Annotated in this window: 18 protein-coding genes, 2 pseudogenes and 1 riboswitch; of the genes and pseudogenes, 8 read left to right on the top strand and 12 right to left on the bottom strand. The window is 70.9% G+C overall.

Annotated elements, in window-relative coordinates; translation table 11 throughout:
- Window positions 1-245: 245 nt before the first annotated feature.
- From ACFYZ3_RS09935 to ACFYZ3_RS09915, 5 genes and pseudogenes are all read right to left on the bottom strand, one after another.
- Window positions 246-650 carry a (2Fe-2S) ferredoxin domain-containing protein gene (locus tag ACFYZ3_RS09935; protein WP_388515100.1) on the bottom strand — a complete coding sequence of 135 codons (405 nt, stop codon included), beginning with the start codon at window positions 648-650 and terminating at the stop codon, window positions 246-248.
- A gap of 62 nt (window positions 651-712) precedes the next feature.
- Window positions 713-839: riboswitch (cobalamin riboswitch) on the bottom strand.
- A gap of 67 nt (window positions 840-906) precedes the next feature.
- Complete coding sequence (locus ACFYZ3_RS09930; RefSeq protein ID WP_388515099.1) at window positions 907-1893, bottom strand: ferric reductase-like transmembrane domain-containing protein; 987 nt, start codon at window positions 1891-1893, stop codon at window positions 907-909.
- 184 nt (window positions 1894-2077) lie between these two features.
- A pseudogene (locus tag ACFYZ3_RS09925) lies at window positions 2078-2332 on the bottom strand (hypothetical protein); the annotation flags it as partial.
- The gene (arsB, locus tag ACFYZ3_RS09920) at window positions 2320-3435 is read right to left on the bottom strand and encodes an ACR3 family arsenite efflux transporter (RefSeq protein WP_388515098.1); all 1116 of its coding nucleotides are present in this window, start codon (window positions 3433-3435) and stop codon (window positions 2320-2322) included. The gene arsB and the pseudogene ACFYZ3_RS09925, both read right to left, overlap by 13 nt.
- Window positions 3432-3740 carry an ArsR/SmtB family transcription factor gene (locus ACFYZ3_RS09915; RefSeq protein WP_388515097.1) on the bottom strand — a complete coding sequence of 103 codons (309 nt, stop codon included), beginning with the start codon at window positions 3738-3740 and terminating at the stop codon, window positions 3432-3434. Before ACFYZ3_RS09915 ends, arsB begins: the two co-directional genes overlap by 4 nt.
- A gap of 92 nt (window positions 3741-3832) precedes the next feature.
- On the opposite strand from ACFYZ3_RS09915, the gene ACFYZ3_RS09910 reads away from it, so the two are divergent.
- On the top strand, window positions 3833-4246 hold the full coding sequence (locus ACFYZ3_RS09910; protein ID WP_388515096.1) for an arsenate reductase ArsC: 414 nt from the start codon (window positions 3833-3835) through the stop codon (window positions 4244-4246).
- Window positions 4243-4437 (top strand): annotated as a pseudogene (locus ACFYZ3_RS09905) (FAD-binding protein); the annotation flags it as partial. The gene ACFYZ3_RS09910 and the pseudogene ACFYZ3_RS09905, both read left to right, overlap by 4 nt.
- An 80-nt stretch (window positions 4438-4517) precedes the next feature.
- On the opposite strand, the gene ACFYZ3_RS09900 reads toward ACFYZ3_RS09905, so the two are convergent.
- Window positions 4518-4880, bottom strand: a complete 363-nt coding sequence (locus ACFYZ3_RS09900; RefSeq protein ID WP_388515095.1) for an ArsR/SmtB family transcription factor — start codon at window positions 4878-4880, stop codon at window positions 4518-4520.
- A 156-nt stretch (window positions 4881-5036) separates the two neighbouring features.
- On the opposite strand from ACFYZ3_RS09900, the gene ACFYZ3_RS09895 reads away from it, so the two are divergent.
- On the top strand, window positions 5037-6431 hold the full coding sequence (locus ACFYZ3_RS09895; protein ID WP_388515094.1) for an NAD(P)-binding domain-containing protein: 1395 nt from the start codon (window positions 5037-5039) through the stop codon (window positions 6429-6431).
- Window positions 6432-6985: 554 nt separating this feature from the next.
- Here ACFYZ3_RS09895 and lpdA read toward each other — a convergent pair.
- Both lpdA and ACFYZ3_RS09885 read right to left on the bottom strand, forming a co-directional pair.
- Window positions 6986-8389 carry a dihydrolipoyl dehydrogenase gene (lpdA, locus tag ACFYZ3_RS09890; RefSeq protein ID WP_388515093.1) on the bottom strand — a complete coding sequence of 468 codons (1404 nt, stop codon included), beginning with the start codon at window positions 8387-8389 and terminating at the stop codon, window positions 6986-6988.
- Window positions 8390-8515: 126 nt separating this feature from the next.
- On the bottom strand, window positions 8516-9076 hold the full coding sequence (locus tag ACFYZ3_RS09885) for a TetR/AcrR family transcriptional regulator (RefSeq protein ID WP_388515092.1): 561 nt from the start codon (window positions 9074-9076) through the stop codon (window positions 8516-8518).
- A 114-nt stretch (window positions 9077-9190) separates the two neighbouring features.
- Here ACFYZ3_RS09885 and ACFYZ3_RS09880 point away from each other — a divergent pair, with 114 nt between their 5' ends.
- Window positions 9191-9883 carry an SDR family oxidoreductase gene (locus tag ACFYZ3_RS09880; protein ID WP_388515091.1) on the top strand — a complete coding sequence of 231 codons (693 nt, stop codon included), beginning with the start codon at window positions 9191-9193 and terminating at the stop codon, window positions 9881-9883.
- A gap of 250 nt (window positions 9884-10133) precedes the next feature.
- Here ACFYZ3_RS09880 and ACFYZ3_RS09875 read toward each other — a convergent pair whose 3' ends face one another.
- Window positions 10134-10691: a TetR/AcrR family transcriptional regulator gene (locus ACFYZ3_RS09875; RefSeq protein WP_388515090.1), complete on the bottom strand. Its 558-nt coding sequence runs from the start codon at window positions 10689-10691 to the stop codon at window positions 10134-10136.
- 73 nt (window positions 10692-10764) lie between these two features.
- Between ACFYZ3_RS09875 and ACFYZ3_RS09870 the strand changes: the two genes are divergently transcribed.
- A complete protein-coding gene (locus ACFYZ3_RS09870; protein ID WP_388515089.1) occupies window positions 10765-11922 on the top strand; it encodes an FAD-dependent monooxygenase in 1158 nt (385 codons plus the stop codon).
- 159 nt (window positions 11923-12081) lie between these two features.
- Window positions 12082-12411: a hypothetical protein gene (locus ACFYZ3_RS09865; protein WP_388515088.1), complete on the top strand. Its 330-nt coding sequence runs from the start codon at window positions 12082-12084 to the stop codon at window positions 12409-12411.
- A gap of 109 nt (window positions 12412-12520) precedes the next feature.
- Here ACFYZ3_RS09865 and ACFYZ3_RS09860 read toward each other — a convergent pair whose 3' ends face one another.
- On the bottom strand, window positions 12521-12745 hold the full coding sequence (locus tag ACFYZ3_RS09860) for a hypothetical protein (RefSeq protein ID WP_388515087.1): 225 nt from the start codon (window positions 12743-12745) through the stop codon (window positions 12521-12523).
- 7 nt (window positions 12746-12752) lie between these two features.
- The gene (locus ACFYZ3_RS09855) at window positions 12753-13718 is read right to left on the bottom strand and encodes a pirin family protein (RefSeq protein ID WP_388515086.1); all 966 of its coding nucleotides are present in this window, start codon (window positions 13716-13718) and stop codon (window positions 12753-12755) included.
- Between the two features lie 159 nt (window positions 13719-13877).
- Here ACFYZ3_RS09855 and ACFYZ3_RS09850 point away from each other — a divergent pair, with 159 nt between their 5' ends.
- Complete coding sequence (locus ACFYZ3_RS09850; RefSeq protein ID WP_388515085.1) at window positions 13878-14225, top strand: tetratricopeptide repeat protein; 348 nt, start codon at window positions 13878-13880, stop codon at window positions 14223-14225.
- A 70-nt stretch (window positions 14226-14295) separates the two neighbouring features.
- Window positions 14296-14952: a peptide deformylase gene (locus ACFYZ3_RS09845; protein ID WP_388515084.1), complete on the top strand. Its 657-nt coding sequence runs from the start codon at window positions 14296-14298 to the stop codon at window positions 14950-14952.
- A 61-nt stretch (window positions 14953-15013) separates the two neighbouring features.
- Here ACFYZ3_RS09845 and ACFYZ3_RS09840 read toward each other — a convergent pair whose 3' ends face one another.
- Entirely contained in the window at window positions 15014-16447 is a 1434-nt protein-coding gene (locus tag ACFYZ3_RS09840) for a dihydrolipoyl dehydrogenase family protein (RefSeq protein WP_388515083.1), read from the bottom strand.
- Between the last annotated feature and the right edge of the window lie 94 nt (window positions 16448-16541).

The raw sequence follows: 16541 nt of genomic DNA, 5'->3' as shown, positions 1-16541 counted from the left end.
GGACAGACAGAACGGACCGGGCGGGACGGGCCGCGCCGGGGCCGGCGACCGGGGACGCTCGCGCCGACCTGCGCGCCGGGCGGATCGACACGGCAGGGCGGCCCGCTCCCAGACACAGGTCGCCCGCGCCTGGCCCGAGACCCGGGCCTCGCTCGAACACCTGGTGGCCGCCGCCCTCGCGATCCGCGACGAGCTGTCCCGCTCCCGACCCGCACGGAAGCGCCTGCCGGTGTCCAGCGGCGCGGTCAGAAGGCCGTACGCCGTCGTGGCGGCGTGATGGTGTACAGGTCGAGGATGTCCGGTCGGGGCGCCACGCCCGGTCCGCCCGCGCGTGCCCAGGCGGCGATGTCCTCGGTGGCGTCCGGGTCGTTGACCAGCCCCAGCCAGACGGGCCGGGCGCCGGCGGCGCGGCCCTCGGCGGAGGGCTGGACGACGATGACGTTGGCGTGGTCGCAGGCGTCGAGGCAGTCGGAGACGCGTACCGGTACCGCGGCGCGCAGGCGTTCGGTCTGGGCGGCGTGGTCGACGCCGGTCACTTTGGGGCTGCCGCAGCAGCAGTCGCGGCACACGACGACGCGGCACGGCAAGGGGGCGGCCACCGCCCCGGTCCTCGCGTCGTCGGTCGTTCGTCCGGTCGGCGTTGCGGGCATGCGATGCCGTCCCTCTCTCCGGGGAGATCCGCCCCGGTGGTCCGTCGAGGAGGCGACCGCGTGAGTCTCCTGGCTCTCGGGTCGATGCGCGTCCCGGCCTTCCCACCCGCTGCGGGGCAGTGGCCTGTCGGGACGCGCTCGCCGATCACAGTGGCGGGACCGCGCCGGATTCTCACCGGCTTCCTCGTTCCGCCGTCGCCTTGTCGCCGGCCATCATCCCATCCCGGGATGCCGTGCCGCCCGACCGGTGCCGCCGTCAGTCCGTTTCCTGGGAGTGCGGGGCCGTGGCGGGCGGATGGGTCGGACGGTCCCGTCCGCCGTCACGACCGGACGTCACCACGACGACCAGCCCGACAACGACGGCTCCGGCGGCGACGCGTCCGGCCGCGCGCCCCCACCAGGCCGGACGGGCCGTGCCCGCGCCTCGCCTCGGCGGCCCCAGCCGTTCGGCCCGGCGGGCAGGTCGCAGCAGACGGGCCAGCAGCAGTGCGGCGACGGGCAGTTGCAGCAGCCACAGGACGGTGCGCGGCCACTCCCCGAACCAGACGTTGGTTCCGTAGAGCAGGGTGTGCCACACGCTCAGCACGTAGACGACGATCACGAAGCGGTGCAGCCGTCGCCAGGTGTTCGCACCGATGCGGTGCCGTACGTAGAACAGCAGCCCGAGCGGGATTGCCAGGTACAGGGCGGCCTGTCCCAGCGGGATGGCGATCCGGCCGGTGCCGGAGTCGTACCAGCCAGGCACGAAGGTGTCGGCGAATCCCACCCACAATCGCTCGGCCCAGTCCACCTTGGTCTCGTAGCGGACGAGTTCCGCCGCGAACATCAGCGCGTGCGCGGACATCAGCGCCATCGTCGTCAGGCTCGTGGTGCGGTGCCAGCGCTCCAGCACCTGCCGGGAGACCGGCAGCCGGGTGGGGCGCGGCCCCGACAGCAGCAGGCCCAACATGACCGTGCCCCAGGCCCACAGCAGCCCCGACCAGCCGAATGCCTGGCTGAGCAAGTACATCCAGTAGGTGCCCGCATCGTCCATGAACGGCATGACCGCGACGGTGTCCGAAGCACCCGACTCCATGCGCGCCCACAGGAGGGCGAACACGAGCGCCGTGACCACCACCGCCGCAGAGGCGTCGGGCAGGGCCGAGCGCAGATCGCCGCGCAGCGCGACGCGGTCCCCGGGCGGCCGTTGACTTCCGGGCGGGGCTACCGCGCCGTCCTCGTCCGGCCTCGTGCCTGACGTCATGAAAGGGCCTCCCGGGCACGGGCCACCGCGGCAGCGGTGCGCATGTGTCGTGAGGCAACAAGTCTGGCCGAGGAGGCGGTGATCCCTGAGGCGTTATCCGGCCAGAGCCGTCGAGGCGGTGGCCGGCCGTACCCCGCTCGTCCTCAACCTCGCCGGTGGCTCCGGCAGCAGCAGCGCACTCTTCCCAGGTCGGCTCGGGGTCGTACGCGAGGTCGGCGGCGATCCGGGCGCCCGATTTGCCGCCCCCGACGACGATCACTCTCCCCCGCCCTCCGGCCCGGCCCCCCAGCCCCGCGAAGTCCTGCGGTCTGCGGTCTGCGGTCTGCGGTCTGCGATAGGAGGCGGTGTGCAGTTGACGGCCCTCGAAGTCTCCGCGGCCCGGGACGGCGGGGAGGAAGGGGCGCCACCAGGTGCCGGTCTCGCTGATCACCGCGCGGGCGCGTCGGACGCGGTGAACTTCGTGCGCCAGGCCAGGGACACGTAGACGAGGCCGATCAGGACGGGCACCTCGATGAGCGGTCCCACGACGCCGGACAGGGCCTGGCCGGAGGTGACGCCGAAGGTGGCGATGGCGACGGCGATGGCCAGCTCGAAGTTGTTGCCGGCGGCGGTGAAGGCAAGGGTGGCCGTGCGGTCGTAGGCGAGGCCGATCGCCTTGCCCAGCAGGAAGGTCCCGGCCCACATCACGGCGAAGTACACCAGCAGCGGCAGCGCGATGCGGGCGACGTCGAGCGGCTGCGAGGTGATGGTCTTCCCTTGCAGGGCGAAGAGGATGACGATCGTGAAGAGCAGGCCGTAGAGCGCCCACGGGCCGATCCTCGGCAGGAAGTTGGACTCGTACCTCTCGCGGCCGAGCTTCTTCTCGCCGATGCGGCGGGTGAGGAAGCCGGCCAGCAGTGGGACGCCGAGGAAGATGACCACGTTCAGGGCGATCCTCCACATGGAGATGTCCAGGTGCTCGCCGTCGCCGAGGCCGAGCCAGCCGGGCAGCAGGTCGAGGTAGAACCAGCCGAGCAGGCCGAACGCCAGGACCTGGAAGACCGAGTTCAGCGCGACGAGGACGGCCGCTGCCTCCCGGTCTCCGCAGGCGAGGTCGTTCCAGATGATGACCATGGCGATGCAGCGGGCCAGGCCGACGATGATCAGGCCGGTGCGGTACTCGGGCAGGTCGGGCAGGAAGATCCATGCGAGCGCGAACATCACCGCCGGGCCGACGATCCAGTTGATCACCAGGGACGAGGCCATGAGCCTGCGGTCGCCGGTGACGGCGTCGAGCTTGTCGTAGCGGACCTTGGCCAGGACCGGATACATCATGATCAGCAGGCCGAGGGCGATGGGCAGGGAGACGCCGCCGATCTCGACCTTGGCGAGGGCGTCGTTCAGGCCCGGGACGGCTCGGCCCAGGCCGAGGCCGACCGCCATGGCGATGAGGATCCAGACGGCGAGGAAGCGGTCGAGCGTCGACAGCTTCGCGACGACGGAGGACTCCTCGGTGGTCCCGGTGGTCCCGGTGGTCGTCGCGGGCGCCTCGGTGCGGGTCACGGGCAGGCCCTCTTGTTCTCGGCGGCGGTACGGGCGGACTCGGCCAGGCCGGCGAACTGGCCGGCGAGCGAGGCGATGACGTCCGGGCGGAGCTTGTAGTACGTGTATCGGCCGCACGGTTCGGTCTCGACGACCCCGGCCTCGCGCAGCACTCTCAGGTGGTTGGAGAGGTTGGTCTGCCGGGCACCGGTCTCCTCCACGAGGTGGGTGGTGCACAGGGTCTCTCGGGCGAGCAGGGTCACGATCCGCAGCCTGAGCGGGTCCGCCAGAACCCGGATCAGGTCAGCGTCGACTGACGTCATCATGCACTGATACTGTCACATCAGTGGTGACTGACACCACCGGGCGCTGACGTCACGCACGTCTGATGCCGCCGCTGGACAAGAGAGATCTCCTGATGCCCGACAAGCCTTCCGTGCTCTTCGTCTGTGTCCACAACGCCGGCCGCTCGCAGATGGCCGCCGCGTGGCTGACCCACCTGGCGGGGGATCGCGTCGAGGTCCGTTCCGCCGGCTCGAACCCGGGCGAGAACGTCAACCCCGCCGCCGTCGAGGCGATGCGCGAGGTCGGCATCGACATCTCCGCCGAGGTGCCGAAGATGCTGACCGTGGACGCGGTCAAGGAATCCGACGTCTGCATCACCATGGGCTGCGGCGACACCTGCCCGGTCTTCCCCGGCAAGCGGTACCTGGACTGGCAGTTGGAGGACCCGGCCGGCCAGAGCGTCGAGGCCGTCCGCCCGATCCGCGACGAGATCAAGGCGCTGGTCGAGGGCCTGGTCAAGGAGATCGCCCCGAAGCCGCGGCCATGAGCACCACCACGGACATGCGCGACGTCATCATCATCGGCTCGGGCCCGGCCGGCTGCACCGCCACGCTCCACACCGCCCGCGCCGGCCTCCACCCCCTCGCCTTCGGCGGTGCGACCTTCGTCGGCGGCTCGCTCACGACCACGACCGAGGCGGACAACTTCCCCGGCTTCCCCGACGGTGTCCAAGGCCCCTAGCACAGGGAGAACAGGGAGAACACGCGGACCCAGGCCGAAAGGTTCGGGCTCCGCCGTCTTCACCATGTCGGCCGCGCTCAGCAGGTGGTCGGCGACAGCAGCCCCGCCATGGCCGACAAGACGCCGGGCGCGACTCGGTAGAACACCCAGCTGGCGCGGCGCTCCGACTCGAGGAGTCCGGCCTCTCGCAGCTTGCGCAGGTGGTGGCTGACCGTGGGCTGAGAGACTCCGACATCCTGAATGTCACAGACACAGGCCTCGCCGCCCGGCCGAGCAGCGATCTTCGAGAACAGCCGCAGCCGGACGGGATCGGACAGCGCCTTGAACATCACGGCGATCTTTTCCGAGTCCGCAGCGGACAGCTCTTCCCTGCCCAGCGGCTGGCAGCACCAGGACGCGGTGGCGTTCACGTTGGTGGAGTCCAGAGCCAGATTCGACATCTCTCTATGTTGACAGGCATCGAATCATTTTGCCAAGCGGCAAGCGGAACCCCCCGGGCCGGAACGGGCACAGCTTAGATGAACTTCTATGTTGACGAACGTCGATCCCGGATGCATCCTGGCCACATCGACAAACATCGAAGCCGAGGAGTCGCCGTGAGTGCGCCCGCCGTCCCCACCCCGCCCGTAGTCGTCATCGGCGCCGGACCCATCGGGCTGGCTGCCGCAGCTCATCTGCTGGAACGGGGCCTGCCCCCGCTCGTACTGGAAGCAGGCCCCACCGCCGGCAGGGCCGTCAGCGAGTGGGCCCACGTCCGCCTGTTCTCCACATGGGGCGAGGTCGTGGACCCCACCGCCGAAAAGCTCCTCTCCCGCACCGGGTGGAGCAGGCCCGACAGCAGCACCTACCCCAGCGGCGGCGATTGGGTGCAGCACTATCTGCAGCCCCTTGCCGACACCCTCGGCGACCGGGTCCGCTACGGAGCCCGAGTCACCGGCGTCTCGAAGGCCGGCCGGGACCGCGTCGTGGACGCCGACCGCGACGCACAGCCGTACGTCGTCCAGGTGCAGCACGCGGACGGCCGGGAAGAGAGGATCACCGCCTCCGCAGTGATCGATGCCTCCGGCACCTGGTCCCTGCCCTCCCCCGCCGGCAGCACCGGTCTGCCCGCCCTCGGCGAGCACATGGCCTCCGACCATGTCACCTACCGCGTCCCCGACCTCACGGACCCGGCGGTGCGCGCACGCTACGCGGGGAGGCGCACCGCGGTCATCGGCTCGGGCGCCTCGGCATTCACCGCGCTCGCCTCACTGGCCGAACTCGCGCGATCCCACAACAGCGCGACGACAAAGACGGTATGGGTACTGCGCCGCGGCCTCTCGGGCTCCACCTACGGCGGCGGCGAAGCGGACCAGCTGCCCGCACGCGGTGCCCTCGGTCTGGCTGCCAAGGCCGCCGTCGACGAGGGCCACGCGGAGGCGGTCACGGGCTTTCGCACCGAGGCCGTGGAACGCGGTGCCGAGGGCCGTCTGATCCTCGTCGCGGAAGACGGTCGGCGGCTCCAGGCAGTGGACGAGGTCATCGTCCTGACCGGTTTCCGCCCCGACCTGTCCTTCCTCTCCGAGGTCCGCCTGCGCCTGGACGAGCGCCTGGAGGCACCGGTCGAGCTCGCTCCGCTGATCGACCCCAACCAGCACTCGTGCGGCACCGTCTACCCGCACGGCCATCGGGAACTGTCCCACCCGGACTCCGGTGTCTACCTGGTCGGCATGAAGAGCTACGGACGCGCTCCCACGTTCCTGGCGATGACCGGCTACGAGCAGGTCCGCTCCATCGCGGCCGCCCTGGCGGGCGAAACCGAAGCGGCCGACCGCGTCGAACTGGTCCTGCCGGAAACCGGCGTCTGCGGAGGCTCGGGACTCTTCGACACGGACGACGCCGCCGAGCCCGACACGCAAGGCTGCTGCTCTCCCTCGGCTCCCCAGTTGGTCCAGTTGTCCACCATCTCCCCCGGACCTGCCACCACACCCGGCAGCAGCAGCAACGCCTGATCGTCCCGGCCCGCAGCCGTTGCGGACGCGGGGAGCGCGCAGCATGAAACGGGAGGTGGAAGGTCCCCACGTCCCGGATACGACTCGCCCAGCGAGTACCCGACGTGCGGGGAGAACGACACCGCCTGCTGCTGTGCCCCGCAGGAAAGGGTGTGGGTCCGCGGCCCCGGTCAGGAGGCATGGGAGGTGTACGTCGTGGAGGCATGGGAGGTGTACGTCGTGAAGGGGAACGCCGACACCCTGGCCAGGCGCCCCGGCAGCACGTGTTGCACGCCCACCGGCGCCGTCCAGCCCGGGAGTGCTGCTGCCGATGTTTCGGCTCGCAGCCCGGCGAGAGCAGCCAGCGGTAGCGGGGCGCTCGGGGCCAGGCGGAGGTCCACGACCGCCGAAGTGGAAGTGGAGCAACGGCTTGTCGGGGTCGGCGCCCTCGATGACGGCCCGCGGGGCGGGGACGCCGCCCGCGTAGACCTCGGCGTAGCTGACGCCTCCGATTGCCATGGTGGTGCCGCTTGGCTGGACCGGGTGGAGGCCGGCTGATCGGCCGGCCACCGGGGTCAGAGGTTGATCATGTGGCCGGTGAGGCCGTGGAACGCTTCCTGGAGTGCTTCGCCGAGGGTGGGGTGGGTGTGGACGTTGCGGGCCAGTTCGGTGGCCGTCAGGTCCCACTTCTGCGCGAGGGTGAGTTCGGGAAGAAGTTCCGCGACGTCCGCGCCGACCATGTGTCCACCGAGGAGTTCGCCGTGCGCGGCGTCGGCCAGGAGCTTCACGAAGCCGCCCGGTTCGCCCAGACCGTGGGCCTTGCCGTTGGCGGTGAAGGGGAACTTGGCGACCAGTACGTCGTGGCCTTCGTCGCGGGCCTGCTGCTCGGTGAGCCCGAACGAGGCGACCTGCGGCTGGCTGAAGGTCGCACGCGGCATCATCCGGTAGTCGCCCAGCGGCATCGTCTCGGCTCCGGCGAGGGTTTCGGCGGCGACGACGCCCTGCGCCTCGGCGACGTGGGCGAGCTGGAGCTTGGCGGTGACGTCGCCGATCGCGTACAGGTGCGGCGTTGAGGTCCGCATGTGCTCGTCGATCGCGATGGCGCCGCGTTCGGTGAGGGCGACGCCGGTGTTCTCCAGGCCGTAGCCGGTGGTGCGCGGTGCGAAGCCGACGGACATGAGGACCTTGTCGGTACGGATCTCCGACCGCTTGCCGTCGGCCGTGGTGTAGGTGACGGTGACGGAGGTCCCCTCGTCCTCGACGGTCTCGACCTTGGTGGAGGTCAGGAGGGTGACGCCTAGCTTCTTGTACTGGCGGGTGATCTCCTTGGACACCTCGGCGTCCTCGTTGGGCAGGGCGCGGTCGAGGAATTCGAGGATCGTGACCTCGACGCCGTAGTTGCGCAGTACGTAGGCGAACTCCATGCCGATCGCTCCGGCGCCGACGATGACGATGGAGGCGGGCAGCTCGCGCTGGAGGATCTGGGTCTCGTAGGTGACGACGTTCTCGCTGAGCTCGACGCCGGGCAGCAGCTTCACTGTGGAGCCGGTGGCGATGACGGCGTCGTCGAAGGTGACGCTCTGCGTGCCGCCGGCGGTGAGGGCGACGTCGATGGTGCGGGCGTCGGTGAAGGTGCCGTGGCCGTCGATCTCGGTGATGGCGTTCTTCTTCATGAGGAAGTGCACACCTTTGACCCGGCCGTCGGCGACCTGGCGGCTGCGGTCGTAGGCGGCACCGTAGTCGAAGCTCACCTCGCCCGAGATGCCGAACTCCTTGGCCTGGTGGTGGAAGGTGTGGGCGAGTTCGGCGTTGCGCAACAGCGCCTTGGAGGGGATGCAGCCGACGTTCAGGCAGACGCCTCCCCAGTACTGCTTCTCGATGACGGCGACACTCTTGCCCAACTGGGCCGCGCGGATCGCGGCGACGTACCCGCCGGGTCCCGCGCCGAGGACGACGACGTCGAAGTGCGTGCTGCTCACGGAGAAGCCTCCCTGCTCCGGCTGTCTGACTTGTGGCGGCCGGTGTCCTTCCCCAACGCCTCCGCCGGCCACGGACGCCTGGGCACCCAGGTGTGCATCCGACGTATACCCGCACCGCGCCCTTGATCAGCCTGCTTCGGTCAGGGCCGCGTGGGCGGCGGCGAGGATTTCTTCGGAGAGCGGGGAGCCGTTGGTGGCCCTGGACAGAACCAGCGCTCCGAACAGGGTGCAGAGGCGGACGATGCCGTCCTGGTCGTCGGTCGCGAGGAAATCGGCGAAGTCGGCCACTCCCTCGGCGTAGACGCGACGGGCCTCACGTCCCCCGCCTTCGCGCGCGATGTCGGAGGCGAGGGCTGCGACCGGACAGCCGTCCGCCGGGCCGTCGCGGTGCTCGACGGAGAGGTAGGTGTCGATCAGCACCTGCTGGGCGGCGTCGCGCCGCCCTCCATATCGCTCAAGTCCCTCGGTGTAGCGCCCGGCGAGCTCGGCGAAGGCGTGGGCGGTCGCCTCGTCGACGAGCGCCTCCTTGGAGGCGAACTGCTTGTAGAACGCGCCGTGGGTCAGACCGGCCGCCTTCATCAGGTCGGCGACGCTGACCTGCGTGCCCTGCTCCCGGAACAGCCGGGAGGCGGTGTCCACCACCCGCCTGCGGTTCTCCTCCGCCTGTGCATGCGATACGCGACCCATGACCACCTCCCGTTTGGATGTCGACTGGCATCTATTGTAGGCCCGTGTTTAGATTGTAGTCATAATCTAATTTGCCGCGGGTGCCGACAGCGCCCGCCAGGACCAGGAGTGGGCATGGAACTGAAGAACGCGGTCGCGGTCGTCACCGGAGCCAACCGGGGGCTCGGGCGACACCTGGCAGCCCAGCTCGTCGAGCGCGGCGCGAAGGTCTACGCGGCGGCCCGGCGCCCCGAGACGGTCGATGTGCCGGGCGTCGTCCCGCTGCGGCTGGACATCACGGACGAGGCGTCGATACGGGAGGCCGCCCGCGTGGCGTCCGACGCGACACTGCTGATCAACAACGCGGGCATCTCCACCGGCGCGACGCTCGTCGGAGGCGGCCTGGACGAGGTACGTCGCGAGATGGAGACCAACTTCTACGGCCCGCTCGCCGCCACCCGCGCCTTCGCCCCCGTCATCGAGGGCAACGGCGGCGGCGCCGTACTCAACGTCCTGTCCGCCCTGTCCTGGTTCCACCCGGCCGGTCTCGGCTCCTACGCGGCCTCCAAGGCGGCCGCCTGGGCGCTGAGCGACGCGACCCGAGAGGAGCTGGCGCCGCGCGGGATCACCGTCTCGGCGCTGCACGTCGGTTACATGGACACCGACATGGCCGCCGCCGTGCCCGCCGACCAGAAGGTCGCCGCCGCCGACGTCGCGGCCCAGGCCCTGGACGGGATCGAGACCGGCCTGCCCGAGATCCTCGCCGACGAGACCAGCCGGTACGTCAAGCAGAGCCTGTCCGCGGCACCCCAGCCGACCGCGGGCTGACGCTCACCCTTCCACCCCGACGCACTCGGCACCGCCGACTTCGGCACCGGCTGGGGCGCCGGAGCCGAGCCGGACGGGGCCCGCCGGATCTTCGACCGGTTCACCGAGGCCGGCGGCACCTTCCGCGACAGCGCGGACGGCCACCGGTTCGGCGGATCGGAGGCACTGCTGGGCGCGGAACGACGAGGTCGCGGTCGGCGCGAACGGCGCGGGCTCCACAGCGGTCACCACCGCGGCGGACGCCCGGGTCCTAACGCAGGGCTGCGGCGACCAGGCCTTCGAGGGCATCGCGCGGTACTTCGCCGCCGCTCACCAGCCGGTCGAAGACCAGCCCGTCGATGCAGGTCAGCAGGGTGTGACTGCGATTTTCGACGTCCGTCACGCCGTGCGCGGCGAGGAACAGCCGGACGGCATCGCGGCCGGCGTTCTCGCGGGGTACGAGGATCTCGCGCAGCTCACGGTCACGCACGCTCTCGACGGCGCAGGCGTAGCGAGCGAGCGAGCGGCGGCGCCCCTCGCCGGTGAGTCGCTGTCGGGCCAGCAGCACCATGCCGTCCACCAGTTCCTCGGCGGTGCGAAAGGGTGGAAGCTCTTCGGCCATCGTTTGCAGTTCCGCCTGGTCGAGTTGGACCAGGCGGGTGACCAGTCCGGTGAGCAGCGCGGCCCGGGTGCGGAAGTAGGCCGACGTGGTGCCGGCCGGCATGGCCGCTTTGCGGTCGACTGCACGGTGGGTCAGGCCGCGGACCCCTTCGTCGGCAAGTACGTCGAGAGCCGCGTCCGCGAGGAGAGTGCGCCGATGCGAAGCCATGACTCCTTTCTACACCTGTAGAGCCTCATATAGAGTCACCCTTCTACAGATGTAGAAGGTGGAGGGCTTCGGCATGGGCAACACGGCAGTGGTGGTCGGAGGGGGCATCGGCGGGCTGGCCGCCGCGATCGGGCTGCGCCGCATCGGATGGGAAGTAACGGTCGTCGAGCGCGCCTCCGTGCCTGAGGACGCGGGGGCGGGCATCTCACTGGCCGCCAACGGCCTGCGGGCACTGGACGAACTCGGCGTCGGCGACGTGGTACGGGATGCCTCGCGAGGCCAGTACACCGGCGGCACTCGCACACCACAGGGCGGCTGGCTGGCCCGGATGGACGGCTCGGCACTGGAGAAGGCGGTGGGCACACCGATCATGGGCATCCCCCGCTCCACCTTGCACCGACTGCTTCGTGACTCCCTGCCCGCCGAGGCACTGCTGATCGGCTCCGAGGCGGACTCGGTCGAGCAGCCCGGCCCCGGGACGGTTCGAGTCGGCTGCGGCGAGACCTTCCTGGACGCCGATCTCGTAGTGGCGGCCGACGGCATCGGCAGCAAAGTGCGCAGGCATCTCTTCCCAGCCCACCCCGGTCCGGTCCACAGCGGCTCGACGGTGTTGCGCGCCATCACCGAGCAGGCGGTCGACCTGCGCACCGACTTCGAGCTGACCTGGGGGCACGGCGCCGAGTTCGGCCACATCGCCTTGCACGACGGGCGGGCCGAGTGGCACGCCGTCCTCACGCTGCCCGCCGGGACGCGGTTCGCCGACCCACTGGACGAACTGCGCAGACGATTCCATACCTGGCACGAGCCGATCCCCGCCCTGCTCGACGCGACCCGACCCGCCGCCGTACTGCACCACGACGTCAGCGAACTGCGCACACCGCTCCCCGCGTACACGGTCGGCCGGACCGCGCTGCTCGGCGACGCGGCACACGCGATGACGCCCAACCTCGGACAGGGCGCCTGCCAGGCGCTGGAGGACGCAGTCACCCTGGCCGCCGCGCTGGCCACCGAGGCCACCGTGAAGGCCGCGCTCGCTCGCTACGACGCCGAGCGCCGACCGCGCAGCCAGGCCGTCGCGCGGGCCGCGCGGCAGGCCGGGCGGATGGGCCAGCAGCTCTCCCACCCCCTGGCCGTCGCCCTGCGGAACACGGCGATGCGACTGACCCCCTCCCGCGTCGCGACGCACATGATCCTTCGGCACCACGCCTGGGTCCCACCACAACTGAGCTGATGAGCGGCTGCGGCATGCGCAACGGCGGAAGCGCCAAGAAGGCCGGCCAGATCGACATCCCCGACTGCGGATTCTGACGTTTCCGCAGGAGCCAGTGCCAACGAACTCACGGAACCTGCAATAGAATGCGCCCTTGGCAATCTACGCAGAAGAGGAACTGTGAAGAAGGCGCGCATATGTCTCGTATTCACGTGCATTCTCCTGGCCTCCGCATGCGGGGGAAGCGACTCGCCCGTTGACACGTCCGCCTTGTCGGACCACGAGAAGGAGTGGGTCGAGTATTCCTACGCGCATGAGAAGAGCGACGAGACCAAACGGGCATGGGAAGAACTGTCCGCCGAAGGCGTGAAGTCCTACGTTGAGCGGCAGCGTCCCACCCTGTGCTTGGACACTGCCTCACTCATGAAGAGCCTCAAGGAAGCCGGCTACGAGGCGGGCGAAGCCCAGGACTACAAGGAGAAGGCCGAAGACCTCCTCTGCTTGCCCTAGGCCACCGCACCCCCGAGGATCCTCAGGGAGTACTTGTCGTACGCTCGGTGCTCGGTCTCCTTCTTCGCCTGCTTCAGCCACGAAGACGCCTTGTCGTCGCCGGCTCCCGTCACGTCGAGTCCGGTACAGGCGGTGAGAAAGCGGAATTCGTCATGTTCTCGCTGTCGACATATCCGGCCGAAATCGTCACCCGTTCCCGCCGCTCCCGTTGACATACGTCCCCTTCTTTCATGGTGCCCGCCGAAGGTGGGCCGTTGTCGCCGGTCACCGCGTGTTTCGGCAGACCGATGACGAGGCGTGGCCCGATCCGCTCCTCGCCGGGTGCGAAGAACATGCGGGGTTCAGCGCACCCTTCCCCGCGGTTTCAACGGCATCGCCGGCAGCGCCGGGGCGGGCAGTGGCGCCCCGTCGTACCCCTTCACCTCGCCGAACCGTGTCCCTTCCATCCAGTCCCGGCGGGCCTGTGCGATCTCCTCCTGGGAGCGCCCGATCCAGTTCCAGAACATGATCAGCTCCTCCTCGAACGGCTCGCCGCCCAGCAGCATCAGGCCCGCGTCCGAGTCCGCCCGCAACGGCAGTTCGGCGCGGCCGCAGCCGAGGTAGAGCATCGAGCCCGGCACCAGGGGCACGCCGTCGACGTGGGCCTCGCCGCTCATGGCCAGTACGGCGTACTCGAAGTCCCGTTCCAGCGGCAGGCGTACGTCCGTACCGCCGGCGAGGGTCAGGTCGGCGCCGACGAGGGGGGTGTACGTCGTGCCGGGCGAGGTGGCCGTGTCGAGGGTGCCCATGAGGACGGTGGCCGTCAGCCCCGGGGCCGTGACACGGGGCGGCTCGGCGTGGAACTCGAAGTGCGGGTCGGTGTGGCGGTGGGTGTCCGGGAGGGCCACCCACAGTTGCGCGCCGTGCAGGAGGGGCGCGTGCGGGCGCGGGCTCTCCTCCGAGTGGCTGATCGCGCGGCCGGAGGTCATCAGGCCCAGCTGGCGCGGGCGGATGGTCTGCAGGCTGCCGGTGGAGTCGCGGTGCAGTACCTCGCCCTCGTGCAGCCAGCTCACCGTCTGCAGCCCCATGTGCGGATGCGGCGGCACCTGCATGCCGGGCTCGTCGGCGATGTCGTCGGGGCCGTAGTGGTCGACGAAGCACCAGGCGCCGACCATGCGCCGGCCCAGGTTGGGCAGCAGTCGGCGGACCTCGGTGGACTCGCCGAGCTTGACGTTGCGAGGGCTGAGAAGTTCCCGTACGGGCTCCGCCACCACGAAGCCGCGGCCGCCGCAGAGACTGGGTACGGCCTCGCGATCAAGGTTGCTCATGCCGCCCAACCTAGACCCGGCGGGGCCTTCGCGTCAGACGGACCGCGGGCCGTCACCGTGGCGGGCGACGGCGTCCGCACGAATACCTCCCCGCGTGCCTCCATCAGTAGTGGAATGTTCAACCGTGTGGCGTGGTTACAGGGGCCGAAGGAGGTCTCAGTGGACATGACGTACTACGACCACGGAACGCCGGCGGAGCGCTGGGAGCGCGCGCGGATGTTCTTCGACGCCAAGGACTACGCCGCCGCGGCGCGCGTCCTGGACGGACTGGTCGCGCAGGTGCCCGAGCAGACCGGTCCGCGGCTGCTGCTGGCACGCTCCTACTACCACTCGGCCCAGCTGCGGCGGGCGGAGGCCGAGCTGCGGGTCCTCCTCGAGCGCGATCCCGTCGAGCAGTACGCCCGGCTGATGCTGGGCCGCACCCTCGAACGGCAGGGGCGGCAGGAGGAGGCCGACGCGCAGTTGCGGATCGCCTCGGCCCTCGCGGGCGACTTCGCCGAACTCTGAGCGCGGACGCGGAGCGTGGCCCCGGAGCGCAGACTCGGGGCGCGGACCCGGAGCGTGGCATCCTGGCGCGATGGGAACTCCGAGTGAACGTGCTCCGCTTGCCGAGCGGGTCGAGGAACTGCTCGCCGTCGGCGGCCCGTTGCCCGTCGTCGCGGCCGGTGATCCGGTGCTGCGGCGCGCGGCGGAGCCGTTCGACGGGCAGTTGGCCCCCGCGCTCCTCGCGAGGTTCGTCGAGGCACTGCGGCTGACCATGCACGCGGCGCCGGGTGTCGGACTGGCCGCGCCGCAGGTCGGGGTGGGGCTGAGGATCGCGGTGATCGAGGATCCGGCGCCGGTGCCGGAGGAGGTACGGGTGGCGCGGGGGCGGGTGCCGCAGCCCTTCCGGGTGCTGGTCAATCCCTCGTACGAACCGGCCGGCGCCGGACGGGCCGCGTTCTTCGAGGGCTGTCTGAGCGTGCCGGGCTGGCAGGCGGTGGTGGCGCGCCACGCCGAGGTGCGGCTGCGGGCGCGGGACGAGCACGGACGGGCGGTGGACGAGGTGTTCGCGGGCTGGCCGGCCCGGATCGTGCAGCACGAGACGGACCACCTCGACGGCACGCTGTACCTGGACCGGGCCGAGCTGCGCTCGCTGGCCTCGAACGCGGCGATGACGCAGCTCTGGTCCCAGCCGACGCCGCAGCACGCGGCGTCGGCCCTGGGCTTCGAACTGCCCGGCCCGACGGCCTGACCGCCCGCCCGCACGGGCTTGCGGCGCCGCCCGCCGGGTCCGGGCCGGCCCGGCCGGGCCGTCAGTTGTCCCGGTACGTCTCCAGGAGCCGCAGCCACACCTCGCTGATCGTCGGGTACGACGGGACCGCGTGCCACAGGCGGCTGATCGGTACCTGGCCGGCGACGGCGATCGTCGCGGAGTGGATCATCTCGCCGACGCCCGGGCCGACGAAGGTGACGCCGCGGACGATCTCGTCCTCCAGGTCGACCACCATGCGGGCGCGGCCCTTGTAGCCGTCGCCGTACAGGCTCGACCCCGCCACCGCGATGGGGACGTCGACGGCGCGCACACGGTGTCCCGCCTGCTCGGCCTCGGCCAGGGTCAGGCCGACGGACGCCGCTTCGGGGTCGGTGAACACCACCTGGGGAACGGCGCCGTGGTCGGCGGTCGCGGCGTGCGCGCCCCAGGGGTCGGACTCCAGGATCGGCACCCCGGAGGCGCGGGCGGCGATGGCGGCACCGGCGATGCGGGCCTGGTACTTGCCCTGGTGGGTGAGGAGGGCGCGGTGGTTGACGTCGCCGACGGCGTAGAGCCAGTCGTGACCCTCCACCCGGAGGCTGTCGTCGACCGGCAGCCAGGAGCCCGGCTTCAGTCCGACCGTCTCGAGGCCGATGTCGCCGGTGCGGGGTGTCCGGCCGGTGGCGAAGAGGATCTCGTCGGCCTCCAGGCGGTCGCCGGTGTCGGTGACGGCGAGGACGGTGCCGTTCTCGCGGGTGACGGACTCGACGGAGACGCCGGTGCGGATGTCCACGCCGGCCTCGGTGAGCGCCTCGGCGACCAGTTCCCCGGCGAACGGCTCCATGCGGGCGAGCAGGCCGCCCTCGCCGCGCACCAGCATCGTCACCCGGGAGCCGAGGGCCTGCCAGGCGGTGGCCATCTCGACGGCGACGACTCCGCCGCCGACGACGATCAGCCGGCCGGGCGGGCTCTTGGCGCTGGTGGCCTCTCGGCTGGTCCAGGGGCGTACCTCGGCGAGTCCGGGCAGCGGGGGCAGGGCGGCGGCGCTGCCGGTGCACACGGCGACGGCCTGCCGGGCGGTCAGGGTCCGGCGGGTGCCGTCGGGACCGGCCACCTCCACCGTGCGCGGTCCGGCGAGCCGTCCCTGTCCGCGGTACAGGTCGGCGCCGATGCCCTCGACCCACTGGACCTGGCCGTCGTCCTTCCAGTGCGAGGTGAACTCGTCCCGGCGGGAGAGGACGTGCCGCGGGTCGAGGGGTTCCTGGAGCGTCTGGGCGAGGCCGGGCAGGCGGCGGGCGTCCGCACGGGCGAGGACCGGACGCAGCAAGGCCTTGCTGGGCATGCACGCCCAGTAGGAGCATTCGCCGCCGACCAGTTCGCTCTCCACGATCGCGGTGGACAGCCCGGCCGCGCGGGTGCGGTCGGCGACGTTCTCTCCGACGGGGCCCGCGCCGATCACCACGACGTCGTACGTGAGGGAATCCGATTGCGTCATGGGGTCAGTCTGGTGGGTGGTGTGCGCCGTGGCCACATGGGTACGTGCGCGGAATACCCACCAGGTCGGCAGTGTTGTGCCGACGGATTCTCCC

Source organism: Streptomyces sp. NPDC001599 (assembly GCF_042893535.1).
Taxonomy (GTDB): domain Bacteria; phylum Actinomycetota; class Actinomycetes; order Streptomycetales; family Streptomycetaceae; genus Streptomyces.
Note: the sequence above shows the minus strand (reverse complement) of the source record. Positions and strands in the feature narration are given on the sequence as shown.